The organism is Endozoicomonas sp. 2B-B, from assembly GCF_053470045.1.
This window is the reverse complement of the sequence record NZ_JBLZMU010000001.1, coordinates 3,031,129-3,058,057: the sequence shown is the minus strand read 5'-3', so window position 1 is coordinate 3,058,057 and position 26,929 is coordinate 3,031,129. Positions and strand designations below refer to the sequence as shown.

Below are 26,929 nucleotides of genomic sequence, written 5' to 3'. Positions count from 1 at the left end.
ACACTTTGCTCGTTTCGGTCAACAATAGAATGAACTTTCTTTTCAAAACCGACTCTAACCGACGAGATTATTGTTCGACATCCTTAACTATCGGGAATAAATATTTACTCTCAGGGAACCAGGCATGAATGGAATAGATACTGACTTCAGTAGTGAAAGTCACAACTCACCACCACCCGGGCAAGAGGAATCGGCAACAACAACGGGCACCATTGCAGGCAGGAGTGTTACTGTAGCAATCAGGGAAAAAAAGGATAAACCCTCACTGCTGGACTTATCCTCATTACCCATGATTTTTCGCTGTCTGGAACTTCGGGATATCTGCCGTTTAAAACAGGTATGTACCCTCCTGCGCGATGCAATCAAAGAGGATAATGCTGAGGCAAAAGCCTGGTATCGCCGTTTTCCTTCCTCGCACCAGAATCAGCTGAGGATAGCCATCAATACAAAAAACAAGGATCAACTTCGTGATTGGTTTGAATCCTTCACGAATGATCAGGCGTTGGTGAAGTCACTCACAGATCGCAACCCGGAGGGGGCTTATGTGCCTGCTCTGTTTTTTTTCACCAAAGCCAGGCTGATGGCTGAATGTAAAACATTTAAATTAGTCACAACGTCAACCATTCACGAACATAAATTCCTGATATCAGCCAGCCTCAGTTTCGATGGCTGCTACTTGGTCACCGCCTGTCAAGATCACTCAGCAAAAATCTACTTTCATAAGGATGTTGGATTATGGGAACTAAAACTCGTCATTCGCCATGCCCATTGGGTCTTTTCAGCCACCTTCAGCCCCAATAGTCTGCATCTGGTGACTACCAGTTATGATGGCAAGGCCTTAATTCACAGCCACAAGGCCGATGGGTCCTGGGAACTGGCAGGCATCATTGCTCATACTGATGGTGTCCTCTCAGCCAGCTTCAGCGCTGATAGCCGCCATCTGGTGACTGCCAGTAAAGATAAAACGGCAAAAGTCTATGGCCTCAGGGACGATGGATCATGGGGAAGCGAAGCTACTATCTTGCAGAAAAGTCCGATCAAATTTGCCAGCTTCAGCTCCGATGGCCAGCATCTGGTGACCGCCTGTAAAGATAAAACGGCAAAAATCCTTAGTCAGCAGGCCGATGAATCATGGTTAGAAAAAGTCAGCATCGACCATCATGGCAGCGTCCAATCAGCCACCTTCAGCCCCAATAGCCACCATCTAGTCACTACCAGTAAAGATGGCAAGGCTGTAATCTACGGTCATAAGGCCGATGGATCATGGCAACCAGAAGACACCATTCACCATACTGACTGTGTCTGCGATGCCAACTTTAGCCCCGATAGCCGTTATCTGGTAACTGCCAGTAGTGATAACACGATAAAAATCTGTGCCCGGAAAACCGATGGATCATGGGAGCCTGTCGCCAACATCAGCCATAAAAACGAAGTCATCTCAGCCACTTTCAGCCCTGATGGCCGTCATGTGGTGACTGGCAGTAGTGACGAAACAGCGAAAATAATTGGTCAGGAGGCCGATGGGACATGGTTAGAAAAAGCCAGCATTTCCCACCATAACAGCATTAACCCTCATGGTTGCTGCGTCACCTCAGCAGCCTTCAGTGCCGATGGCAGCCATGTAATCACCGCAGGTTCCGACGGCGCAGTCAAAATCACTGAACTACGGAGTAGCAATTCATTGTTTACTGTCACTGAGTAACGACATTCTGCCTGTGCAGAAAGACGTACACTTTGCTCGTTTCGCTTAACAATAGGATGAACTTTCTTTTCAAAGCCGACTCTAACCAACGAGATTATTGTTCGAAATCCTTAACTATCGGGAATAAATATTTACTCTCAGGGAACCAGGCATGAATGGAATAGATACTAACTTCAGTAGCGAAGGTCACACCTCACCACCACCCGGGCAAGTGGAATCGGCAACAACAACGGACACCATTGCAGGCAGGTGTGTCACTGTAGCAATCAGGGAAAAAAAGGATAAACCCTCACTGCTGGACTTATCCTCATTACCTATGATTTTTCGCTGTCTGGAACTTCGGGATATCTGCCGTTTAAAACAGGTATGTACCCTCCTGCGCGATGCAATCAAAGAGGATAATGCTGAGGCAAAAGCCTGGTATCGCCGTTTTCCTTCATCACACCAGAATCAAATGAGGATGGCCATCAATACAAAAAATAAGGATCAACTTCGTGATTGGTTTGAATCGTTCACGAATGATCAGGCGTTGGTGAAGTCACTCACAGATCGCAACCCGGAGGGGGCTTATGTGCCTGCTCTGTTTTTTTTCACCAAAGCCAGGCTGATGGCTGAATGTAAAACATTTAAATTAGTCACAACATCGACCATTCACGAACATAAAGCACTGATCTCAGCCAGCCTCAGTGTCGATGGCTGCCACTTGGTCACCGCCTGTCAAGATCACACAGCAAAAATCTACTTTCATAAGGATGCTGGATTGTGGGAACTAAAACTCGTCGTTCGCCATGCCCACTGGGTCAATTCAGCCACCTTCAGCCCCGATAGTCAGCATCTGGTGACTACCAGTTATGATGGCACGGCCTTAATTCACAGCCACAAGGCCGATGGGTCCTGGGAACTGGCAGGCATCATTGCTCATACTGATGATGTCGTCTCAGCCAGCTTCAGCGCTGATAGCCGCCATCTGGTGACTGCCAGCAAAGATAAAACGGCAAAAGTCTATGGCTTCAGGGACGATGGATCATGGGAAAGCGAAGCTACTATCTTGCAGAAAAGTAAGATCAAATTTGCCAGCTTCAGCTCCGATGGCCAGCACCTGGTGACCGCCTGTAAAGATAAAACGGCAAAAATCCTTAGTCAGCAGGCCGATGAATCATGGTTAGAAAAAGTCAGCATCGACCATCATGGCAGCATCCAATCAGCCACCTTCAGCCCCAATAGCCACTATGTAGTCACTACCAGTAAAGACGGCAAGGCTGTAATCTACGGTCATAAGGCCGATGGATCATGGGAACCAGAAGACACCATTCACCATACTGACCGTGTCTACGGCAACTTTAGCCCCGATAGCCGTTATCTGGTAACTGCCAGTAGTGATAACACGATAAAAATCTTTGCCCGGAAAACCAATGGATCATGGAAACCTGTCGCCAACATCAGCCATGAAGACGCAGTCTTACTAGCCACTTTCAGCCCTGATGGCCGTCATGTGGTGACTGGCAGTGACGACGTAACAGCGAAAATAATTGGTCAGAAGGCCGATGGCACATGGTTAGAAAAAGCCAGCATTTCCCACCGTAACAGCATTGACCCTGATGATGGCTGGATCACCTCAGCAGCCTTCAGCGCCGATGGCAGCCATGTGATCACCGCCGGTTCCGACGGCGCAGTCAAAATCACTGAACTACGGAGTAACAATTCATTGTTTACTGTCACTGAGTAACGACATTCTGCCTGTGCAGAAAGACGTACACTTTGCTCGTTTCGCTTAACAATAGGATGAACTTTCTTTTCAAAGCCGACTCCAACCAACGAGATTATTGTTCGACATCCTTAACTATCGGGAATAAATATTTACTCTCAGGGAACCAGGCATGAATGGAATAGATACTGACTTCAGTAGTGAAAGTCACACCTCACCACCACCCGGGCAAGTGGAATCGGCAACAACAACGGGCACCATTGCAGGCAGGTGTGTCACTGTAGCAATCAGGGAAAAAAAGGATAAACCCTCACTGCTGGACTTATCGTCATTACCCATGATTTTTCGCTGTCTGGAACTTCGGGATATATGCCGTTTAAAACAGGTATGTACCCTCCTGCGCGATGCAATCAAAGAGGATAATGCTGAGGCAAAAGCCTGGTATCGCCGTTTTCCTTCCTCGCACCAGAATCAGCTGAGGATAGCCATCAATACAAAAAACAAGGATCAACTTCGTGATTGGTTTGAATCCTTCACGAATGATCAGGCGTTGGTGAAGTCACTCACAGATCGCAGCCCGGAGGGGGCTTATGTGCCTGCTCTGTTTTTTTTCACCAAAGCCAGGCTGATGGCTGAATGCAAAACATTTAACTTAGTGACTAGATCAACCATCAAACTAAATAGCCGCATCGACTCGGCCAGTCTCAGTGTCGATGGCTGCCACCTGGTCATTACCCGTTACGATAACGACACAGCACAAATCTACGTTCACAAGGGTGCTGGCTTATGGGAAGTAAAAGACATCATTCACCATGCCGATTGGCTCAGATCAGCCACCTTCAGCCCCGATGGTCAGCATATGGTAACTGCCAGTACCGATGGCACGGCTGTAATCTGTGGCCATCAGGCCGATGGGTCCTGGGAAAGAGTAGGCTGCATTACCCATACTGCCCGTGTCAGCTCAGCCCGTTTCAGCACCGATGGTCGCCGTGTGGTAACCGCCAGTAGAGATAAAACGGCAAAAATCTATGGCCTCAGGGACGATGGATCATGGAAAAGTGAAGCCACTATCCAACAGGACAGTCCGATCAAAAGAGCCAGCTTCAGCTCCGATGGCCGCCATCTGGTCATAGCCAATAAGCATCGTACGGCAACAATCCTCAGCCAGCAGGCCGATGAATCATGGTTAGAAAATACCAGCTTTAAACACGGTAACAGCATCAAATCAGCGACCTTCAGCCCCGATGGTCACTATATGGTGACCGCCAGTTGCGATGGCACGGCTGTAATCTTTGGTCATAAGGCCGATGGATCATGGGAACGAGAAGACACCATTCACCATAATCACTGGGTCTTCGAAGCCAACTTTAGCCCCGATAGCCACTATCTGGTGACTGCTTCTGTGGGTGGTATAGGAACTTTTGCGAATGGTAGAGTAATAATTTATAGCCAGAAAGCCGGTGGGTCATGGCAACCAGAAACCAGCATTTTCCATGAAGGCGGAGTCTTATCAGCCACTTTCAGCCCTGATGGCCGCCATGTGGTGACTGCCAGCAAAGACGGAACTGCGAAAATAATTGGTCAGGAGACCGATGGGTCATGGTTAGAAAAAGCCGGCATTTCACACGATAACGGCATTGATTTTAATGATTGCGGTTTAAAATCAGCCGCCTTCAGCGCCGATGGTCGCTATGTGGTAACAGTCTCCAGAGACCTTTCGGTGAAAATCACTGAACTACGGAGTAATCATTAATGGCTCTCTAGCAGCCTGTCGGACTTAAGCGTCCGTAGCGAGGATTGCAAGAAATTGAGGATAAAAATCTCTGTTTCTGAGGAGAATAGCGAGCTATTTGACGAAGAAACAGAGATTTTTAGACCAATTTATTGCAACCGCACGACTGCATGGATGCAGGAGCTAGAGCAACGCAGGAGCAGTTGCCGTGTAGGACAGTCTTAAGTCCGACAGGCTGCTAGGAGCCTATATGGTCCGCCCCGTTTTGCAAGAGCCTGTTTTGTTAATTAGCAAACAAAGATAACTGCAATCATATATACGGCCTATTCATGAGGTCTAACCCTCTGGCCCTGATGGGTATCCGCGCAACCTGGCCTTATCAGTCCGACGGCCTCAAGGGTCAAGGCTCCTATCAGGTTTCAGGTTGCCGGTTTTTACCTGTTTGCCATCAACTGTACATGCTCATCGCAATCTGCGGGGGGGTCCCCTTTGATTAAGCTTATGCTTTACTTTGCCGCTGCCGCCTTTACTTCATTATGCAGCCTTGTAAACTTCATTTCGGGTCATGATGACCCAGACAATCCGAGCCATTTTATTAGCCAGACCAACGGCGGCAACGTTGTGATTGCTGCGCTCATTAAGTTGGCTAACCCATTTTTTACAGCGGTCATCCTTATTTTTGAGGCAGTGGAGTACCGAACGTGCGCCGTGTATCAATAATGTGCGCAGGTATTTATCACCCCGTTTACTGATGCCCAGCAGGACTGACTTACCGCCTGTGGAATGCTGTCTTGGAACTAATCCCATCCATGCGGCAAGGTGTCGACCAGATTTAAAATACGTCGCATCACCAATGGCTGCCTTCAATGCTGTGGCAGTGATGGCTCCGATACCCGGCATAGTCATCATTCGACGACATTCGTCGTCGTTTTTTGCTAGCTCCTGAATTTTCTGGTCATACTGTTGAATACGCTTGTCAAGACTGGCCAACTCTTCTGATAAACCATGTAGCAGCTCACGAGTCAGCGAATGGAGTCCATTTTCAGCATCTTCCAGAATTCGTGGAAGCTGTGCACGAACTTTACCAATACCCTGGGCAACTACAATACCTTCTTCCAATAGTGACCCCCGGATCTGGTTAACCAGGGCAGTTCTCTGATCAACCGCTTGTTGACGATAGCGGTGCAGAAGTTGCCAGGCCTGCTGCTCTGACGTTTTAACAGGTACAAAACGCATGCTGGGCCGTGAAGCTGCTTCTGCAATCGCTTCAGCATCGTTGTAGTCATTTTTGTTGGTCTTGACATAAGGCTTGACAAATTGAGGTGAAATCAGCTTGACAGTATGCTCATAGTTCTTGAATAACCGAGCCAAATAGTGAGCACCACCACAAGCTTCCATAGCGATAATGCATGGCTCCAGATTTGCCACGTACTCTAGAAGGTTCTTCCTGGACGACTTCTTTCTGATGACTTTGCTACCCTGCTCATCAACACCAAACAGGTGAAAGTTGTTCTTGCCAATATCGATACCAAGTACTGAAATAGTCATGGGTGGTTCGCTCCGGTTAATCCTGTTTAAATGGTTAACTCCATTTTGGCTCATTTGAAGCCGTTTAGGAGGGGCGGACCATCCCATTAGACCGAGAATAGACTGCCCTACTGCGGCGGCAGCAAATTGGTCTGAAAATCCGCTTTTGTTCGTCAAATAGCTCGCTATTCTCCTCACAAAACCGAATTTTCATCCTCAATTTTCTGCCGTCCTCGCTACGGGCGCTATTCTCGGTCAGGCTCCTAGGGGACAATTTCGAGACAAAGCTTGATATGAAAGGATGAACAGGTGGCTGGCTTGAAGGAAAAGGGGTGGTGAAAGGTGGTTTTACGCTCTTTCCGGTGAAAAATTGACGGCTTACTCAGAACCCGTAGCTGACTTTGGCAATAAAACCATAGGCCTTGAAGCTGTCCATCCAGTCATAGTGATAGCTGATAGTAAAGGCCAGGTTGCTGTGGCTCTCCATATTAATCACTGCATCGAACTGGTAACGGCTTTGTTCACGTTTGGCCCCGCTCATCAGAAAAGCACTGCCACCTTGGGCAAATTGCGCGGTCATGCTCACCGGGTCATCCTTGAAATCGTGGAAGGCCATCAGGCTGACTTCAGGTTTGACGGTCATACTGGCTGTGGTGATATCGCCCGACAGTTTCAGACCAGCGCCCAGTTCCAGTATCTCGTAAGTGTCGCTTTTGACTCTTGCAAACCGCAGGATATCTGACCAATCGTTAACGCTTGCCTCCCGGTAGTCGTCTGGCTTGATGCTGGCATAGTTGAAGGCCAGTTGTGGCAACCAGTGCCATTCTCCTGACTGACCCAATGGCATTTTATAGCCAGTCAGAAGACCAATATCCCACGAATTGAGATCATGTTTGGCCTTGATCTCATTGCCGACAACGTTACGTTTACCATCATTATTACTCCAGCTGTAACCTATACGGCCATCGACAAACACGGAGTCCTGCGCAAAGCTCGAATAGACGCTGAAGGTATGCCCTTCGGTATCAATCCTGCTGCTTGAGCCATCGGTCCCGTTAACATCACCCTTTGAGTAGGTATAGGCGACACCTAACGTCATGCGTTCATTCAGATCAGAGTCAACACCCATTGTGAAGCCGTGGGTTTTGGCTTCATAGCCGTTGTACCCGTCCTTTTTATCCTGCCTGGCATCCGTGTTGGCATACTGCATCCAGACATTACCGGAGGCAACCATATCACCCGCAGCAATACCGTTGCGAAGGCCAGTCTGTCGGGCGCCAACGGCAGTACGGGCCTGTCTGATCGAAGCGTTGGCAGAACTTATGGACGCACCGGACAGGTCCGGAGTCATCTGGTTGACAATTTTGGCGACTTCGGCAGTGTTGTTTTTGATCATCTTGACCTGACTCAGGATCCAGTTTTTCAATGGTTCACTGTCGTTTGATTGACGGGTAGTCAGTGCTATTTCAATCGCTTTCAAGGCTGAATCGTTGGCACCACCGGATCTGGCAAGATCCGCAACAAATGTCGCTACACGGTAGCTGACAAGGAACAGCTGTCTGGCCGTCAGGCGAAGGTAGTAAAGGGTGTGAGGAGTGAATGAAGTCGTTACCAGGGAGGGCATTGTTTTAATGTCGCAGTCGCTTGATTGCATCAAAAGATATTCGGTGCTCTCACCGATATCCGGTTGATTATTCAGTAAAACACCGGCTTCAGGGCCGACTTCAATTCTGCTGGCTTTGATGTAAGGTGCTTTCAGGTCACGCAGTTCATCCAGAGTCACTACCAGTGTGCCCTCTTGCTTATAAAGACCTGCCACTTCCAAGGCACTGTCACGTCTGGACGACAGAGCTGCAGAAGGTGCCTTCGGGTATAAAGTACCGCCTTTGTTAATATGGACAGTTGTCTTGGCCAAGGCGGTTGAGGTATCAGATTCAGCCTCTGAAACAGATTGTAAAAATTTGACGGGAGTGACAGACAATTTCAGGTTTGAGGTCAGGGTCAGTTTGCCTGAAATGCTCACTGTTCCCATAGTCTCAATCAGCTGACCACCGAATTGAGCTTCCGGACCGCTGAAGGTCAGGGTGTCTAGCCCGATAATGTTGCCCTCTACGATGCCGTTCTGAACATCCAGACTGTCTCCTTTACCCGGTAGGCTCAGGATGCCGCTAATGGTGCCACCCTCTTGAATAATGTTGATGGGTGGGCGTTTAGTGGAGACGGAGTCATCAAACTTGATCTCTCCTATTGTGCCACGGGTGTTTAATGGCAGCTTCTTGAAAGGTACCGCTGATTTGATGAATTTAAGAGGTAATTTTAAAGCAGCGCCAGCAGGGTCTATGGTTCTGGTCGTTATTAGTCTGGCTGTACCGTTTTCAGTCACCGTGATGCTTAATGGGTTCTGTATGGCAATGGTTTCCCATTGTTTGCCGGTGATCCAGACATTATCTATGCCGCTGACCGATTGAGTGATCTTGCCACCGTTGAGGAACAGATTATCGCCGTAGCCTGGTTGCCCTTTAATGTTTCCGGTGATGCCATTGACATGGTTCAGGGAGAGCTGCGGACGGGCGGAGTCTGGTCTTGAGAAGTCGATTTCATAGATTTTACCGCCTTCATTATTGATAGCAAAGGCTGACCGTTTGAGGAAAGACTTGGTAAAGTCTAATAGCAGACGAGCAGTTCCTTTTTTATCCTTCGTGTCATCGCTGATTCTGGCAACGACACCGCCTTTAACAAGGTTCACAGTGTCAAGATTTTCCATTCTCAAAAAGCCCCATTTATCTCCCTGCAGGATCAGGTTATCAAAGCCGCTCTGTTCCCTGAGAGTGCCTGAAACCATTATAAGAGTGTCGTTCATTCCAGGGCGTGCTTTTACCAGGTCAGCATTACCACTGGATTGGACAAATTGCAGTGAAGGGCGCTGAGCGTCGCTGGAAAAGTCCAGGCTTGCCAGAGTTCCATGGTTATCCACTTTAAAGAAATCGTTGTTGCTAAAGGTGCCGTTAAATGCCACAGCTAAGGTTTTATTGCCATAGGTGGAACGAGTATTGATGTTGCTGACCTGGGCATCAGGATTTATGGTTATGGAACTGGGGTTGTTGACTTGCCCTGACACCGACCAGGCATCTGCACTGTCCAGCAGGATGTGTCTGGCTCCTTGAAGCTTTCTGATCTGGGCTTCACCTTTCAGCCATAGATCTGCCTGTTTATCGGCATGACTGGTAATAATGACTGGATGATTCTTATCACTGATGATGCTCAGGGTCTCTTCTGGAACTGTTTCCTGATCTTTTTTGTCGTAAACACGGATCTGATGAATGGGGCTTTCCAGAGTCACTTGTCGTGTATTTGTGGCCCAGTCCAGAAAATCCCATTTTTTACCTGTTACCCTGATGGTATGGATGCTATCAACCGCTCCTTTTACTGAGCCGGAGTCCAGTATCAGCTCATCATTTTTATCAGAGCGACCTTTGATTTCTTTAACTATTTCACCGCCTTTCTGAGAGAGCTTTAAAGAAGGGCGCTGAGCATGAGCGGACAAGTCCAGGCTCTCCAGTGTTCCATAGTTATCCACTTTAAAGTCATCGTCGGCATCAATACTTTTAAACACCAGAGCCAGAGATTGAGTCCCGAATCCGGAGTGGGTACTGATATTCTTGACCTGTGCACCCGGTCTTATGGTTATGGAGTCAGGGTTTAGTACTTGCCCCGTCACCGACCAGTCTTTAGCGCTGTCCAGCCAGATACCCCGGGCTCCTTCAAGATCGGTGATCCGGGCCTCACCTTGTAACCATAGATCGGTTTGTTTATCGGCATGACTGGTGATACTGACTGGATTGCTACGGGTGATGATGCCCAGGGTCGCTGCTGGCAAGCCTTTTTTCCCTTCCTCGCCTGCCTGCTCTCTCTGGTCTGAAACACGGATCTGCTGAATAGGGCTGTGCAGATCCACTTTCTGAGTGCCGGTGGCCCAATTCAGAAAAGTCCATTCCCGACCTGTTACCCTGATGGTATGAATATCATTAACCGCTTCTGCCACCAAACCCTTGTCAAGTATCAGTTCATCATTTTTACCAGAACGACCCTTGATTTCTTTTACTTCACCCCCTTTCAGAGAAAACTGCAGTGGAGGGCGGTTAGCGTTACTGGAAAAGTCGAGGCTTCCCAATGTTCCACTATTATCTACTTTAAAGACATTGTCGTCTGTGTAGCTGCCGTTAAATGACAGGTTTAAGGTTTTATCCGAGCTTCCCCTGTTTAAGTGGGTGGAGTGGGTATTGATACTGCTGACCTGTGTTTCAGGGCTTATGGTGATAGCATTGGGGTTGCAGACTGAGCCATTTACCGACCAGTCTTCAGCACTGTCAAGCAGGATATTTCTGACACCCTCAAGATGGCTGATTTTAGCTTTTCCCCGCAACCATAGATCCGCTTGTTGATCAGCATGACTGCTAATACTGACTGGACTGTCGCTGGTGATCAGGTTCAGGGTGGCGCCTGGCACGGCTTTCTGTTGTTTCTTGTCGGAAACCCGGATCTGATGAATAGGACTTTCCAGGATCACTTGTCGTGTGCCGACGGCCCAGTTCAGAAACGTCCATGCTTTACCCGTCACATTGATGGTACGGATATTATTAACTTCGCCTGTTACTAAGCCGGTGTTCAGTATAAGTTGATCGTCCCGATCAGGATGGCCTTCGATTGCTCCCATCTCAACCCCTTTCAGAGAGAGCTGTAGAGGAGGTCGTTTAGCGCCGTTCGAAAAGTCCAGTCTCTGCAGTGTTCCGCGGTTATCTACTTTAAAAAAGTTATCGTCAGTATGGGTGCCATTAAATGTCAGGGTTAACGTTTTATCGCCATGACTGAGGCGGGTATTGATGCTGCTGACCTTGGCATGGGGGGTAATGGTTATGGACTTGGGGTTGGGGACTGATCCTGTCACTGACCAAACGTCAGCAGTGTCCAGCAGAATATTCCTGGCTCCCTGAAGATCGCTGATCTGAGCTTTACCTCGCAACCACAGATCCGTTTGTTGATCAACATGGCTGGTGATACTGATTGGACTTTTGCTGTTGACCAGGCCCAGAGTGCTGCCTGGCAAGGTTCCCTGTTCTTTCTTGTCGGAAATACGGATCTGATGAATAGGGCTTTGCAGATCCACTTTCTGTGTGCCGGTGAGCCAGTTCAGAACAGTCCAATCCCCACCTGTTACCCTGACGGTATGGATATTATCAACCGTTCCTTTCACTGAACCCGTCTTCAATTCAAGTTCATCCTGTTTATCGGAACGACCTTTGATGACTGCTGTTTGACCTTGTTGCAGAAACCTCAGCCTGGGACGTTCAGCGTCACTCGAGAAGTCCAGACTCCCTAATTTCCCCTGATTATCCACTTTAATGAAGTCGTTTTTGTTATTGGTGCTGTTAAATGCCAGACTTAAAGCACCATGGTCACTGCCATGGCTGGAGTGGGTATTGATGCTGTTGATCTGCGCACCGTCGTTTATATTTATGGAATCGGGGTTGTAGACTGGCCCTGTCACTGACCAGGCGTTAGTATTGTCACTTGTTACCGTAATGGTAGAGATATCATTAACCGCTGCTGTTACTAACCCCTTATTCAGTACAAATTTATCATTCAGGTCAGAACGGCCCTTGATGGTTCCTGTTTCCCCCCCTTCCAGAAACAACAATAGAGGTTTTCGGTCGTCTTTTGACGATAGATCAATCGTCTTGATGATGCTCTCAGGCAAGCTATGAACAACCAGATCACGAGCAACCAAAGTTGATTGGCTGAACGACAGATAGAGTGATTTGGATTTGTTCGAGGGACGTTTAGTAGTTATCTCTTCAATCTGACCTCCTGAACCTGCTGTAATGGTGAGCAGGTCAGGCAAAGGTGCAACAGGCGAGACTGACCAGTTCCCGGAATGGTAAACAGCTATATGTTTTAGCTCCGGTAAATGATTAAGCTGAGCGCTACCGAAAAGGTTCAGACTCTCTACCTTCCCTCCCCCTTCAGTATTTATGTCCAGTTTGTTCTTGCTCTCACTTGTAGTAGCAAACCTTAAGGAAGCGTCAGGGGCTTCATGGGAGGATGCTATTGTATCGCTCACAAACAAGCTATTGATTTGACTGGATGTATCAAACCTTGTCGCCTCTGAAATCCAGCCACTCAGACTCCAGCCTGATCCGGAAATCTTAATGGTGGAAAAGCCGGAAATATTGCCCTTTATGGATAATGTCGTATTTTTACCCGGAACTTCTTCAGGAAGAGCAATATAAAGAGTGTTGTCTTCGCCACCAGCACTCTCGATGTTTCCTGTTATGAATCCTCCGTGCAAATACAGAGGGGATTGACTTGCCTGCTCCATTTTAATGGCAGGCGACCCCTCAATGACGTATCCGGGTTTAATGCTAAGGCCTCTTGGAAAATTACCAGAATAAAGCAATCCGGTGCCAGTACCTCTTACGGTTCCCGCATTCACTAACTGACCATTGCCTGAGATTTTGATGCCAATAGCATTATCTTTGGTAAAAATATCACCACTGTTGTCTACTTTAGCTCGATCTGTGTCTGTGCTCATACCAACACTATCGTCGCCAGAAACGTTGATAGTGGCCCAGTTGGCAGCGGTGGAGGAGTAACCGACCGGGGGAGGGTTACTGGCATCGGCGGTTGCCGCCATACCATAATTGTTTTTGCCATTAACGTTGAGGGTGCCTCTATTGCGAACTTCTGCATTACCCTGTTCTACTCCGAAGTCGTGGACATTTTGATTTCTGGCTTTCATTCCATAGGACGGTTGGTCGCTTGAGGACTGGCTAGACAAGTTAAGAGTGCCACTGTTTGTACCCAAACCGTTGATAATGAGAAAGCCCATTGCGGGAGCGCTTAAAATATTAAAGGTTCCATTTATCTCATTAGCGGCCTCAGAAGCTTTGTGCGCAGCCTGAAAGGCTGTGGGTGCAGTTCGTCTCTTTATCCCCTGAATAGTGACTATGCCCTCGTTGCTGATAGTATCCCCATATTTGGTCAGGGCCATGACGACGTCTGCAGCGTAACCCTTCTTCTCCCGTGCACTGCTGAGTATGCCTTTGTTAGTGACTCTATTATTCATGCCTACAGCGCTGACGATCATATGAACCCCGGCCTGCACTTTATTGCCACTGGGTAATTCGCTCGTCAGAGAACCTTCGATGTTTAATGTTCCATTCACCATTTTTATGTAATTTATCTCGTCGGGTTTGGATGGATCAGCGGGACCTATGGTAACGGTACTATCTTTTGGGATGGATTCTACCCACTCTACAACTTTGGTTTTATGGGGGGGCCATTCCTTGGGGTCAAAGCGGCTGCCGCCGCTATCATCTCCCAAAACCCACCCGGAAATCACAGAAACAACGGCAAAAGCCAGAATAATCTTCGAGTAAAAAACATTAGGCCAAGGATGACTCATTGATAAACCTTCAAAAGTCATTGGAATATCAGCAGGAGGCGTATTATGGGAAAGAGGCGGCAGACAGTTTGGGAGAAACCACCGCTGAAAATCTGATTTGGCGTTCGAAAGATGACCGGAGCTTTACCACACTCATTCTAGGTAATCAAAGGAATGTTTTGAAATACCCATTAATTTTTAAAAAACAGGTTTTTAGCCCGAAAAACGACACAGTTTACGTATTCCGGGGCTGACTTTGATCCCTCATCTGCTGTTTAACAGCCCGGCTTCAAGTCATAATGAAGTGACTTGAGTGAATGTTGTCATGACGACATAGCTGCCATTCTTGGGCTCTTCACTCACATATTGGCGTTCTTTGGGATCTTCAGAGATAGTGAGTATAAAACTTTCTATCATTTCGAACCGCTTGGCTGGCATATTCCAGCCCATGCATTCGTATGGCATTCGCAATCTTTTCTTTGTGATCCCCAACCGGCAAACCCGGTGGCACATAAAACGCCAGACGCTCACTGAAGGAGGGCTTGATAACATAATATTGACCTTTCAATTGAGGATACATAATGTCAAAAAATGGCACAGCTGCTTCAGGATTTCTGAATAAAAAATGCTGCAACAGTTCCCTGCGGTTGTTATCACTGCGCTCATCACTCATTAAAAGCGCCTGAAGATCGTCCTTTGATTTTATCGCGCACCGGGATAAACGTTGAACATCATCAATAAACTGTTGGTATTGCTTGCTTAATAACGGGTAGCAAAGAGTAACTTTGTGTAAATAGGTATAACTGATTGAGAAAAGGCACCGTCGAAAGGCGAATCTATCGGCTTCTGTCGCAATATCGCGATCAAGCCGTTGTTCAAGCAAGTTAAAGTCCCACTGGTCCCCTTCAAAAATGGGTTTATCGTCCAAATTCATATCCACATCTTTAATATCACGTAACACTATGATTAGTTTTTGAAAGGCATTTTGCAGGGTTTCAGGTGATCTTATTCGGGGACATTCGATGATAACTTCACTGGCTACGGCATTGATACTTGTCTTTAAGCCATCGGTATTATTATCGAGTACTATCTCTTTCAGTAACTGCACCATAAACCACACACGCTTTAATTTGCCGACTACAAAGTCCCATTCTTTACCAAAGGTGTCAGCAAATTTAAGCCGCAAGGTTCGTCCTTTGCCCCCTTCTGCATGTTCAAGCAGCTCAATAACACTCATATGATTGCCAAGCCTCAGGTTAACAATCAAGGCATCGTTCAGACTGACGACAGTGGCTGTAAAATTAAATGCTTCCATGGCTGCTGCTGCGGAAGGCGTCAGTAGCGGCGGCCTTTCACAAGGGGTCGTACAATCAACATAAGTGATATCCTTTCTCTTGGATATACTGCCTTGCCCCGAGCCCAGAGTCACCGGAGCCAGCGCCTCGACAAAGCGCTGGTGCAGGGCAAAAATCAGGTCATGAACACTTTGGACCTGTTCCGCCTCCTGTGGGTTGAGTTTTTGCAAACAGGATTCCAGTTCCTGGCAGTCTGCCAGCCACTGACGAAATATTACCAGAGAGAGCCGCCCTTCTTCAGCGGTTTGTATTGCAGAAATAATACTCTCCAACCCTGATTCGATGGCCCATTTCAACGCACCGAATCGGCTGCTCAGTTGCGGGAATTCAACCCGCAATGAGTTGACCAGAGGCGAATCCGTTTTACCAGCCAGCCGCAAGAACGCCTGATACCCCTCCAACATGACTTCAGCTCCACGAATCAACTGGTTTACGTCGTCCCTGATCTCCGCCAGTCGTTGCAATCGTGCTGGCGACATGCTCAGTTTTACGGGATTCGCCAGACAACCCAATCGGCCATCGGAGGCAAAAAATGCCAACAAACGAGCATTTTGGTCTGTGAGCCAGTGAAAGCAGCTGGCGACCCGACGGAAAATGCATCTGTGAGGGGACAATTCATCCCTTGACAGGCTGGCTTGCTTCGGGGGCGCATCAGAAAAAGCTGAGGACAGGCTTCTGTGACTGACCAGTTTTTCTGTCATGTCACCGGCAACAATAAAGGCTCCGGGCTCACCCGTGAAGCGGGCACAGGCCAGGGTCGCCTGTTGCCCAACCTGAGCGGCCAACGCCGAATACTGGCCACTGGCCCGCATTAAAGTGACTTTTAGCTGTCTCATGAGGATCGCTACATGATCATTGAATCCGGCATAGGCAAAGACAAAGCCACCTGCCCGCTTCAGGAACCCGGACTCAAGCATCCAGTCTTTAGCCTGTTGAGCCACGACAATGGCGCCCTTTGGCATAGCGTCTGCCTGTCGTTCATTGGCCAGCCAGATTGGCCCTGTGCAATAGCCTTCGCTGATGCTCTCGCCAATGGCAAGACTCTCTTCGGGTATGGGCATGACAAAATCCATACCGCCCGAGAGCTGGGTAACAGGGCGCACCTGCAACAGGAATAAATTACCCTGATGATCGATGGCAAACTCGACATCCACGGGGCAGAGCAACAGGTTTTCCAGCTCTGTCACCGCCTGGCTGAGTTTTGTAACCAAATGATCACTGAGTTTATGCCTGCCGTCGTCTGTTTGTGCGTCAGCATTCTGAATAGCTGTTTCTGAATAACCCTTGTTGTTTTTGTGCAAGACAAAGTGACTTGAGATCGTACCCGGAAAGTATTGAATGCTGTCAGCTCCTTCCACGCGAGAAATGTCAATGCGGTGAGGTGTGTTACCAGACTGCCCTGCCACTGCCCCCCTGGGTTGACCGGGTGTGTACTCAACCCTGATGGTACCATCCTGAAAAGATCGAAAACTCATGGCGACCCCGCCGTATTGGCAATCAATGCACTGCTGGATGATCAGCGCCATGGGTTGCGGTATGCCTTCTGGACAGACTTCAGGCCGGTAAGCTGAGGCCATGACCTTCAGGCAGGTACTTAAAACATCGTCTTCTTTCTGGACGACAGAGAGGTATTTGCCCGCCTGGGCATCGCCGTAGTTATCTTCGTTAATACCAGAGCTGCGGATAATAATCGGTTGAGAGGTGGGGCACCCGTCCAGCTGAAGACGCAGATCCCTGATTTTTTGCGCCGCTTCAGAGTCTTTAACCTGTTGGTAATAGTCTTCACTGGCAATAAATTCCGCCAGACCTGCCAGCCAGTCATCCTTTTTGCTTTGCTCTGAAGGTGGCAAGGTATTAAGGTATTCCCGGATGTTCGTCAGGCTGGTCAGTGCATCCGGTTCATCAACATTCACAGGGAGATAGCGGACTAACAGCTGTCTATCCAGAGGGTGTTTTTCGAGCATACTTATGACCTGGGCTGTCACACATTCAAAGGGCGGAACAGACAGACCGGCTTTTTCCATGCGCATCAAAAACATCCCCTTGCCCCCCAATTGTTCCCGGTCGGAGAAAGAATGGTCAGCAGCCTGACCTGGAACAGGCGAACTACAAATGCGCTTGACCAGCAAAGTCGAGGCGGGAATACCGCTGGGATCAAGGGCACCGAAATATCTTTTAGGTGAATCACCAGCCCTATTGGATCGAGTGCCAGCCAGGGTATTCTGATTTGGATTTGTTATCGGGTTTTTAGGATCTGATGTCTCAGAAGTAGCACAATGCATAAAGTATCCCTTTCATTATGTTCATCTATGAATCAACGGTTGATACGTTAATTGATTGCTTCCTATAGACATTGATGTTTTTATAAAGTTCAACCGTACGGCTGAAGTGGGCAAAACGAAGTCTGCTGGCCAATGCTGCCAGAGCCGGTCAGACCTTGTTAGCAGGGTATTTCGAAGAATTCAAAAACTGCCGGGTTTCTTATGGTTGCTGCATTGATAAAGTCATAATCCATTTGAAGCCTTGAATCAGCAAATTCGAAAGCAATAGAGTTCTTCTCAATTAAGCCCAGCATGTACTCTCGATCATTCAGTAAGGTTTCACTGGCATAATATAAGCTACGAACATCACCAGAGCTTGCGATTTGTATAATTTTTTTATCGCCTCGTAATCTTTCACTGGCATGACGCAGAGCTTGCGGAAACGTCTCAACAGCGGCCATGACCACCGTTTCATCATCCCGAAGTGTTGCGCTGGCATATTCCAGCATACGACCATTCTGAGAGACTGCGGCCATGACAACCTCTTTATTGTCAAGAAGTTCCGGGCTGGTATATTGCAACTGTCCGGCCTTCTGAGTCACTGCGGCCATTACAACCTCTTTATCATTTTTCAGTTCTGTACTCACATATTCCAGGTCACCTGGATAAACTCTAATGGTGGGTAACACAACCTCTTTGTCACTTCGAACCCGTTGGCTGGCATATTTCAGCCCATGCATGAGTAAGACATTCCTGACCTTTTCTTTATCATCCGGAACTGGCTGACCCGGAGGAATATCAAACTCCAGTCTGACATTAAGGGATGGTTTGATAACATAGTATTGACCTTCCAGATGGGGATACACATGGGCAAACAATGGCATAGCATGTTCCGGATGTATCAATAAAAGATGCTGTAAAAGTTCCCTGCGACTGTCTTCACCGATCTCATCACTCATTAACACTTTCCCAAGATTGCTCTCTGATTCACCTAAACTTCGACAATGATCAATAAACTGTCGTTGTTGGTGGTTGTTCAATAACTGGTCGCAGGGAATAAGGCATTTGTAATAAATGTATAATTTCCAATCATAAAACATTGAGAAAAGACATTGATGAAAAGCGAATCTATCGGCTTCTGTCGTAATATCACGATTGAGGCGTTGTGCCAGCAGGTTAAAGTCCCACTGATCTCCTTCAAAGATGGGCAGGTCCGACAATTGTAGATCCAGATTATAGGTACTGTTTAATACAGTGATCAGTTTTTCAAAGGCACCCTGCAGGACTGGACGTGATTTTATTCGGGAGCATTCGACGATCATTTCACCTGCTACTTCGTTGCAGCTCAGCTTCATGCTCTCGGTATTTTCTCCCAGTTCGATCGCTCTCAGTAACTGTGCCAGAAACCACATGCGCTTTAACTTGCCGGGATTATAAAGACCTGATGCACGATGCTTACGAAATTTGTCAGAAAATTTCAGTCGCAAGGTTCGTCCTTTACCCCCCTCTGCCTGTTCGAGCAGTTCGACAAGGCCTACATGACTTCCTAATTTCAGGTTAACAATCAAGGCATCATTCATACTGATGACAGTCGCTTTATTCGCTGATTTTCCGATGGACTCCTTGCCGAACGGAGTCAATAGCGGTGCCTTTTCACCCGACTTACCCGGAGTGGTGCAATCAACAAAGGTGGCATGCCCTATTTCGGATAGCCTGCCCTGACCCGACCCCAAAGTGACCGCTGCCAGAGCCTCTACAAAGCGCTGATGCAGAGCAAAAATCAGTTCATGGACACTACGCACCTGCTCGGCCTTCCCGAAGTTGAGCGCTTGAAGACAGGATTGCAGCTGCTGGCAGTCTGCCACCCACTGACGAAACATTAGCGGGGAAAGCTGCCCGTCTTCAGCAGCTTGCATTCGCATAATGATACTCTCCAAGCCAGATCGAATGGTCTGTTTCAGCGTCTCAAAGCGTTTGTTCATTTGCGGTAATTCATCTCGCAATGTCTCAATCAGGGATGAACTGCTGTTGCCCGCCAGCTGCAGGAATGCCCGGTACACCTCCAACAGCTTTTCAGCCCCATAAATCAGTCGTTTAATGTTCTCTCTGGTCTCAGCCAGTAGCTCTGATCGTTGCCGCGACATGCTCAGTTTTATCGGGTTGGCCAGGCAATCCAGTCCGCCACCGGAGGCAAAAAATGCCAACAGGCGGGCGTTTTGGTCCGACAGCCACTGAAAACCGCTGGCGACCTGACGAAGTGTGTCTTCAGAGGGAGACAAATCATCCCGTGACGGGACAGCATTTCCCAGGGGCATATCTGAGAAGGCCGAGGATAAACTTCTGTGGCTGGCCAGTTTTCCGGTAAGGTCACCGGCAACAACAAAGGCTCCGGGCTGACCGTTAAAGCGGGCGCAGCCCAGTGTCGTCTGTTGGCCATTCTGAGCGGCCAATGCCGGAAACTGATCATCGGCCCGCATTAAGGTTATTTTTTCCTGCCTCATGAGGATCGCTACATGATCATTGAATCCTGCTTTGGCAAAGACAAAGCCCCTCACTCGCTTCAGGAACTCAGGCTCAAGCATCCAATCTTCGGCATGGTCGGCCACGACAATGGCTCCTTCTGGCATTGAATCTGCCGCTTGTTCTTCCGCCAGCCAGAGTGTTCCGGTGCAATAGCCTTCGCTGATGCCCTGACCACTGGCCAGGGTCTCTTCTGGTATAGGCATGGCAAAATCCATGCCGCCAGAGAGTCGGGTAACAGGGCGCACCTGTAACAGAAACAGGCGACCCTGGCGATCAATGGCAAACTCCACATCCACGGGGCAAAGCAACAGGTCTTCCAGCTTTGTCACCGCCTCCATGAGTTCTGAAACCGTTTCATCAGTGAGTTGCAGTCCACCGTCGCCTGATTGAGCATCAACATGATCAATTCTTACTTCCGAATAGCCGTTATTATTCTTGTGCAAGACAAAGTGACTTGAGAGGGTTCCGGGAAAGTATTGATAGCTGAGAGCTTCTTCTTTGTGATTCTTGCGATAAATATCGAGGCGGTGGGGCGTGTTACCGGACTGCCCTGCCACTGCGCCTCTGGGTTGACCCGATGTAAACTCTGCCCTGACAGTATTATCCTGAAAAGATTGAAAACTCATGGCGACCCCACCATATTGACAGTCAATGCACTCCTGGATGATCAGCGCCATGGGTGGGGGTATGACTTCGGGACAGACTTCAGGCCGATAACCTGAGGCCATGACCTTGAGGCAGGTGCGCAAAATATCCTCATCTGCCTGCACTACCGAGAGGTATTTACCCGCCTGGGAATCGCCGTAGTTATCTTCGTTGATGCCGGAACTGCGGACAATAACCGGCTGTGATGTGGAGAGTCGGTCCAGCTGACGAAGCAGACCTCTGATCTCCCCGGCCGCTTCAGAATCTTTAACCTGTTCGTAAAAGTCATCACTGGCCACAAATTGCGCCAGACCCGGCAACCACTTATCCCTTTTGCTTTGCTCTGAAGGCGGCAAGGCATTGAGGTGTTCACGGATGTTCTTCAGGCTGGTCTCTGCCCTCAGTTCACGGTCAATCCCGGGGAGATAGCGGTCAAGGCTATCCAGAGGGTGTTGTTCAAGGGCATTCATGACTTGAGCAGCAACACACTTGAACGGTGGCACAGACAGACCGGCTTTCTTCATGCGCTGCAAAAACATTCCCTTGCCCCCAAATTGTTCCCGGTTGGAGGGGGAACAGTCAGCAGCCTGACCTGAATCAGCTGGTCGGCAGGTGCGCCTGGCGAGCGACTCTGGGTCAGAAACGCCACCGGGATCAGAATTACCGAAATACCTTTTGTGAGAATCATCAGTCCCGATGGATGGACTACCATCCTGGATATTATGATTTGGAATCCTTGTCAGGCTTTTAGAATCTGACGCCTCAGCAGTAGCAGGTAACATCAAGACATCCCTCACATGTTAAAATCATCCATGATTTAATCGCTAAAGTTCAATAGATTACTTTCTTTTGACAATGATATTGTTATAAAGTTCAACCGACAGCATGAAGCTGACAATAGAAAAAAAGTAATGAGCTGGTAACAACCTTTGCACCGGTCAATGTACCCGGAGTTGAAAAGAACTTATTTGCAGATCACCTGACGTATTTACGAACTTCGGGGTTTCTGGAGATTGCTAAATTGATAAACTGGGTATCATGTTGAAGGCTGTTAGTAATATTTGAGAAAGCAAATGAATCGATTGCAATCAAGTCCAGCAAAAACTCGCGATCATTTAATATCTGTTCACCGGCCCCTCTTAAATAATAGGCTCTTCAGGGATATCTGTGGGTAAAAATGAGTCAATTTGATAGGTAGAAGCACCAGCGGCTGATTTTTGATAGTTTTTTTGTTAGCAGACAAAATAACCACAAGAGACACCGCTGATGCTAATAAAAACTATCCTCAATAAAGTTCATAAACTCAAGTCATTTGTTTATCAGGATGTGAAACTTGGCTTCTACCAAGGCTCTGAAGTATTCAATGTAGCCGTTGTTCCACGAAAGAACAGTCACGCTATCTGCTCAGGATGCCAGAAACCTGCTCCGGGCTACGATCATCTTTCTGAGCGTCGTTTCGAGTTTGTTCCTCTCTGGGGAATCAGAGTTTTCTTGCTCTATAGAATGCGCCGGGTGGAATGTAAGACGTGCGGCGTAAAGGTTGAGCAAGTCCCATGGGCTGAAGGTAAGAAGGAGCTGACCAAAGCCTATATGCAATTTCTGGCAAACTGGGCCAGAAAGCTGTCTTGGAAAGAGGTTGCCAGTACTTTCAATACCTCATGGGAGAAAGTATTTCATGCTGTGGAGTACATGGTTGAGTGGGGCAAAGCGCATCGTTCACTCGACAATATCAAGGCCATTGGCGTTGATGAAGTGGCTTACCAGGTCGGACATAAATACCTGACAGTGGTTTATCAGATTGATCGCAGTTGCACCCGGCTATTATGGGTTGGTCAGGATCGTACTGAAGCCACAATTAGAAACTTTTTCTTCTTTTTTGGCCCTGAGCGTAGTCAACAACTGAGGTATGTCTGCTCTGACATGTGGAAGCCCTATGTAAAGGCGATCGCCGAGTTTGCCAATCAGGCGCTGCATATTCTGGATCGATTTCACATTGTGGCCATGCTGAACAAGGCCATCGATGAGGTCAGGGCATCAGAACACAAACAGCTTCAGGCTGATGGCTATGAGCCTGTTTTGAAAAAGACCCGTTGGTGTCTGCTGAAACGGAAGGAAAACCTGACCGAGAAAGAAGAGATCAAGTTAAATACAGTGCTTCAGTATAATCTCAAAAGTGTCAGGGGCTATCTGCTCAGAGAGGAGTTTCAAGTGTTCTGGGGTTACATATCACCACACTGGGCAGGAAAGTATCTGGACCGGTGGTGTACAAGAGTCATGCGGTCAAAGATAGAGCCGATGAAGAAAGTAGCTAAAACTGTTCGGCGGCACAGGCCACTGATCCTGAATTGGTTCAGGGCAAAAAAAGCATTTTCCAGCGGAATTGTGGAAGGTCTGAACACCAAGATAAAACTCACTACGAGAAAATCGTATGGTTTCAGAACCTATAGATGTGCAGAAATCGCTTTATATCATGCACTGGGCAACCTGCCCGAACCAGAAATGCCCCACAGATTTTGCTGACGAGGCAAATAATACATACTTTTAGCAACGGCTATTCGAACAATATTTTTATCGCTTCGCAATCTTTCACTGGCATACTCCAGGGCTCCGGCACACTGTTTGACAGCAGCCATGACCACTTCCTCATTATCCTTAACTTTCTGGCTGGCGTATTGTAGCTGAGAACCATTCTGAGTGACTGATGCCATGACAATATCGCTGTCATTCCTCAACTCTTTACTGACATATCCCAGTTGTTCAGGATGTTTTAAAATGGCGGGCAACACAAGGTCTTTATCATTGAGAACCGCCTGGCTGGCATATTTCAACCCATGCTTGAGCAGGGCATTTTTGAACTTTTCTTTGTGACCCCCAGATGGCTGACCTGGCGGAACATAAAACTTCAGACGTGTACCGCAGGATGGTTTGATAACATAATGTTGACCTTTCAAGTGAGGATACATAATCTCAAAAAATGGCATAGCGGTTTTAGCATATGTCAATAAAAAATGCTGTAAGAGTTCAATACGAGTGCCCTCACCGATCTCATCACGCATTAACTTTTTCAGAAAATGGTCCGCCGATGTTCTCATGCACGTTTCCAAGCGTTGAACACAACGAATAAACTGCTGGTGTTGTTTACTTAATAAATGATAAAAACGCGGAACTCTATGTAAATAAGTTCTGGCAATTGAGAAAAGGCAGTCTTCAAAGGCAAATCGATCGGCTTCTGTGACAACATCGCTATCAAGGCGCTGTGCAAGTGTGTTAAAGCACCAGTGATCTTCTTCAAAAATGGCTCTGTCCAGAAAAACATCTAATTGATCAGTAGCACCTAGCACTGTTAGCAATTTTTCAAAGGCATACTGCATGTTTTTCGTTGATGTCATTCGGTGGCATTCAAGGATAATTTTTCCCGCTGCGGCGTTGCAACTGAGCTTCATGCTATCAGAATCTTTATCCAGTTCGACCACTTTCAGTAACTTGGCCAGAAACCACATACGCTTTAACTTGCCCGGTTGATCACTGCCATCAGGTTTCTGAAACTGGTCAGAAAATGTCATCCGCAAGGTTCGTCCTTTACCCCCCTCTGCGTGTTCAAGTAGTTCGATAACACTCATATGTTGACAGAGCGACAGGTTAACAATCAAGGCATCGTCCAAACTGACAACAGACCCTGAAAGCCATAATTTATTCAACATTGCTTTGCCGGCCGAGTTCAATAGCGGTGTCGCCTGACTGCGGGTCGTCCAATCAACATAGGTGATGTTATTTCCCTCAGATATCCTGTCCTGACACAAATCCCGAGTAACCGGCTCCAATGCCCCTACGAAACGCTGATGCAGGGCAAAAATCAGCTCATGGACACTACGGATCTGTTTAGCCTCATCAAGGTTGAGTGCCTGAAGACAGGATTGCAGCTGATGGCAGTCTGCCACCCACTGACGAAACACTCCCGGGGATAACTGCCCTTTTTCAGCGGCTTGCAGTGGCAGAACGACACTCTTTAGCCCTGATTGAATGGTCTCTTTCAGCATCTCGAAGCGGTTGTCCAGTTGCGATAATTCATCCCACCTTGACTTGACCTCGGATGAAGGCCATTTACCCGCCAACTGCAAGAAGGCCCGATACCCATCCAGCATTGCTTCAGCCCCATCAACCAGCCGATTTACACTGTCCTCAGTTTTTGTGAGTAGCTCTGATCGTTGTGGCGACATACTCAGTTTTACCGGGTTCGCCAGATAATCCAGTCCACCACCAGAAGCAAAAAATGCCAACAGCCGGGCATTTTGATCCGTGAGCCATTGAAAACCGCTGGCGACCTGATGGAATGTGCCTTCAGGTGGGGACAGATCCTCCCGGGACGGGGCAACTTTTGCAAACAGCGCATCAGGAACAGCAGAGACCAGACTTTTGTGACTGGCCAGTTTTTCGACAATGTCACCGGCAACAATAAAGGCTCCGGGCTCACCGTTAAAGCGTGCGCAGGCCAGCGTCGCCTGTTGGCCATAGTGTGCTGCCAACGCCAAATATTGGCCACCAGCCCGCATCAGGGTTATTTTTCTCTGCCTCATGACTATCGCGACATGATCATTGCATCCTGCTTCGGCCAGGACAAAACCCCCTGCCCGCTTCAGGAAGCCAGGCCCAAGCATCCAGTCTTCAGCGTGGTGGGCCACGACAATGGCGCCCTCTGGCATAGATTCTGCGTGTTGTTTATTGGCCTGCCAGAGTGGTCCGGTACAGAAGCCTTCGCTGATACCCTCGCCAATGGCCAGGGTCTCTTCCGGTATGGACATGGTAAAAACCATATCGCCAGAGAGTCGGGTAACAGGGCGCACCTGCAAGATGAACAGACGACCCCAATGATCGATGGCGAACTCAACATCCACGGGGCAGAACAACAGGTTTTCCAGCTCTGTCACGATATTTCTGAGTTTTGAAATCATCTTATCAGTGAGTCGCTGCCCGCCGTCGTTTGATTGGACATCAGCGCCAGCAATTCTTTTTTCCGAATAACCGTTATTGTTCTTGTGCAGAATAAATTGGCTTGAGATCGTCCCGGCAAAGTATTGATAACTGTCAGCTCCTTCTCGACCCTCGCGAGAAATATCAATACGGTGAGGCGTATTACCAGACTGCCCTGCCACCGCACCTCTGGGTTGACCGGATGTGTACTCAACCATGAGGTTATCATTCTGAAAGGATTGAAAGCTCATGGCGACGCCGCCATACAGGCAGTCAATACACTGCTGGATGATCAGTGCCATGGGTTGCGGTATTCCTTCGGCACAGACTTCAGGCCGGTAGGCTGAGGCCATGACCTTAAGGCAGGTGCTTAAAACATCGTCTTCTTCCTGAACGACAGAGAGGTATTTGCCCGCCTGGGCATCGCCGTAGTTATCTTCATTGATGCCAGAGCTGCGAACAATCACGGGCTGTGATAGGGAGAATCCGTTTAACTCCTGGTGCAGATCCCTGATGTGTTGCGCCGCTTCAGAACCTTTAACCTGTTCGTAATAGTCATCACTGGCAATAAATTCTGCCAGACCCGCCAGCCAGTTATTCTTTTTGGTTTGCTCTGAAGCGGACAAGGTATTGAGATGTTCCCGGATGTTCGTCAGGCTGGTCTCTGCGCCCCATCCATGGGCGATCCCGGGGAGATAGTGGGCTAAACGATGGGGGTCCAGAGGCTGTTGTGCAAGCGCATTCATAACTTGAGCAGTGACACATTTGAAGGGTGGAACAGACAGACCGGCTTGCACCATGCGCAGCAAAAACATGCCCTTACCCCCAAATTGTTCCCTGTTGGCGCTAAAACAGTCAGCAGCCTGATCTGAAACAGGTGAACGGCAGGTGCGCTTGGTTAGCGACCTTGGGTCGGGAACGCCACCGGGATCAAGATTCCTGAAGTGCCTTTTAGGCAATTCATTGACCTCAGTATTCTGATTGGGGTCGGTCGCCAGGTTTTGATGATTTGAAATTTCAACAGTAGCAGTAGCATTTAGCATCAAGATATCCCTCTAATGATATTATTC

11 protein-coding genes are annotated in these 26,929 nt (G+C 48.1%); 5 read left to right on the top strand and 6 right to left on the bottom strand.

The genetic code is table 11. The features are described from left to right. Positions 1–124 precede the first annotated feature (124 nt). The 3 genes from ACOMHB_RS11840 (at position 125) to ACOMHB_RS11830 (ending at position 5,160) form a co-directional block, all read left to right on the top strand. Positions 125–1,702 (top strand): F-box/WD repeat-containing protein, encoded by a 1,578-nt coding sequence (locus ACOMHB_RS11840; protein WP_448216762.1) that lies wholly within the window; start codon positions 125–127, stop codon positions 1,700–1,702. A gap of 151 nt (positions 1,703–1,853) precedes the next feature. Further along, positions 1,854–3,428, top strand: coding sequence for an F-box/WD repeat-containing protein (locus tag ACOMHB_RS11835; RefSeq protein ID WP_448216761.1), 1,575 nt, complete (start codon positions 1,854–1,856; stop codon positions 3,426–3,428). 151 nt (positions 3,429–3,579) lie between these two features. Then, positions 3,580–5,160, top strand: coding sequence for an F-box/WD repeat-containing protein (locus ACOMHB_RS11830; protein WP_448216760.1), 1,581 nt, complete (start codon positions 3,580–3,582; stop codon positions 5,158–5,160). A gap of 513 nt (positions 5,161–5,673) precedes the next feature. On the opposite strand, the gene ACOMHB_RS11825 is transcribed toward ACOMHB_RS11830, so the two are convergent. Together ACOMHB_RS11825 and ACOMHB_RS11820 are read right to left on the bottom strand one after the other, a co-directional pair. After that, positions 5,674–6,687, bottom strand: coding sequence for an IS110 family RNA-guided transposase (locus ACOMHB_RS11825; protein ID WP_448215063.1), 1,014 nt, complete (start codon positions 6,685–6,687; stop codon positions 5,674–5,676). A 361-nt stretch (positions 6,688–7,048) separates the two neighbouring features. Continuing rightward, the gene (locus tag ACOMHB_RS11820; protein WP_448216759.1) at positions 7,049–14,128 is read right to left on the bottom strand and encodes an autotransporter outer membrane beta-barrel domain-containing protein; all 7,080 of its coding nucleotides are present in this window, start codon (positions 14,126–14,128) and stop codon (positions 7,049–7,051) included. On the opposite strand from ACOMHB_RS11820, the gene ACOMHB_RS11815 reads away from it, so the two are divergent. Continuing rightward, a complete protein-coding gene (locus ACOMHB_RS11815) occupies positions 14,128–14,361 on the top strand; it encodes a hypothetical protein (RefSeq protein WP_448216758.1) in 234 nt (77 codons plus the stop codon). The genes ACOMHB_RS11820 and ACOMHB_RS11815 overlap by 1 nt on opposite strands. Positions 14,362–14,492: 131 nt before the next feature. Here ACOMHB_RS11815 and ACOMHB_RS11810 read toward each other — a convergent pair whose 3' ends face one another. The 3 genes from ACOMHB_RS11810 to ACOMHB_RS11800 all read right to left on the bottom strand — a co-directional run bounded on the left by ACOMHB_RS11810 (position 14,493) and on the right by ACOMHB_RS11800 (position 21,992). After that, entirely contained in the window at positions 14,493–17,744 is a 3,252-nt protein-coding gene (locus ACOMHB_RS11810; protein WP_448216757.1) for a PEP/pyruvate-binding domain-containing protein, read from the bottom strand. 158 nt (positions 17,745–17,902) lie between these two features. Beyond that, on the bottom strand, positions 17,903–21,673 hold the full coding sequence (locus tag ACOMHB_RS11805) for a DUF4116 domain-containing protein (protein WP_448216756.1): 3,771 nt from the start codon (positions 21,671–21,673) through the stop codon (positions 17,903–17,905). Positions 21,674–21,866: 193 nt separating this feature from the next. Further along, on the bottom strand, positions 21,867–21,992 hold the full coding sequence (locus ACOMHB_RS11800; protein ID WP_448216755.1) for a hypothetical protein: 126 nt from the start codon (positions 21,990–21,992) through the stop codon (positions 21,867–21,869). Between the two features lie 165 nt (positions 21,993–22,157). Between ACOMHB_RS11800 and ACOMHB_RS11795 the strand changes: the two genes are divergently transcribed. Next, positions 22,158–23,411 carry an ISL3 family transposase gene (locus ACOMHB_RS11795; protein WP_448216754.1) on the top strand — a complete coding sequence of 418 codons (1,254 nt, stop codon included), beginning with the start codon at positions 22,158–22,160 and terminating at the stop codon, positions 23,409–23,411. Here the strand turns inward: ACOMHB_RS11795 and ACOMHB_RS11790 are convergent. Further along, positions 23,360–26,902 carry a PEP/pyruvate-binding domain-containing protein gene (locus ACOMHB_RS11790; RefSeq protein WP_448216753.1) on the bottom strand — a complete coding sequence of 1,181 codons (3,543 nt, stop codon included), beginning with the start codon at positions 26,900–26,902 and terminating at the stop codon, positions 23,360–23,362. The two genes, ACOMHB_RS11795 and ACOMHB_RS11790, sit on opposite strands and share 52 nt — an antisense overlap. Positions 26,903–26,929 lie beyond the last annotated feature (27 nt).

Excerpts from the sequence above, each read along its gene's own strand:
- ACOMHB_RS11790 (WP_448216753.1), bottom strand. The coding sequence starts at position 26,902 with ATGCTAAATGCTACTGCTACTGTTGAAATTTCAAATCATCAAAACCTG.
- ACOMHB_RS11795 (WP_448216754.1), top strand. The coding sequence starts at position 22,158 with ATGCTAATAAAAACTATCCTCAATAAAGTTCATAAACTCAAGTCATTT.
- ACOMHB_RS11825 (WP_448215063.1), bottom strand. The coding sequence starts at position 6,687 with ATGACTATTTCAGTACTTGGTATCGATATTGGCAAGAACAACTTTCAC.
- ACOMHB_RS11840 (WP_448216762.1), top strand. The coding sequence starts at position 125 with ATGAATGGAATAGATACTGACTTCAGTAGTGAAAGTCACAACTCACCA.
- ACOMHB_RS11830 (WP_448216760.1), top strand. The coding sequence starts at position 3,580 with ATGAATGGAATAGATACTGACTTCAGTAGTGAAAGTCACACCTCACCA.
- ACOMHB_RS11820 (WP_448216759.1), bottom strand. The coding sequence starts at position 14,128 with ATGAGTCATCCTTGGCCTAATGTTTTTTACTCGAAGATTATTCTGGCT.
- ACOMHB_RS11835 (WP_448216761.1), top strand. The coding sequence starts at position 1,854 with ATGAATGGAATAGATACTAACTTCAGTAGCGAAGGTCACACCTCACCA.
- ACOMHB_RS11805 (WP_448216756.1), bottom strand. The coding sequence starts at position 21,673 with ATGTTACCTGCTACTGCTGAGGCGTCAGATTCTAAAAGCCTGACAAGG.
- ACOMHB_RS11810 (WP_448216757.1), bottom strand. The coding sequence starts at position 17,744 with ATGCATTGTGCTACTTCTGAGACATCAGATCCTAAAAACCCGATAACA.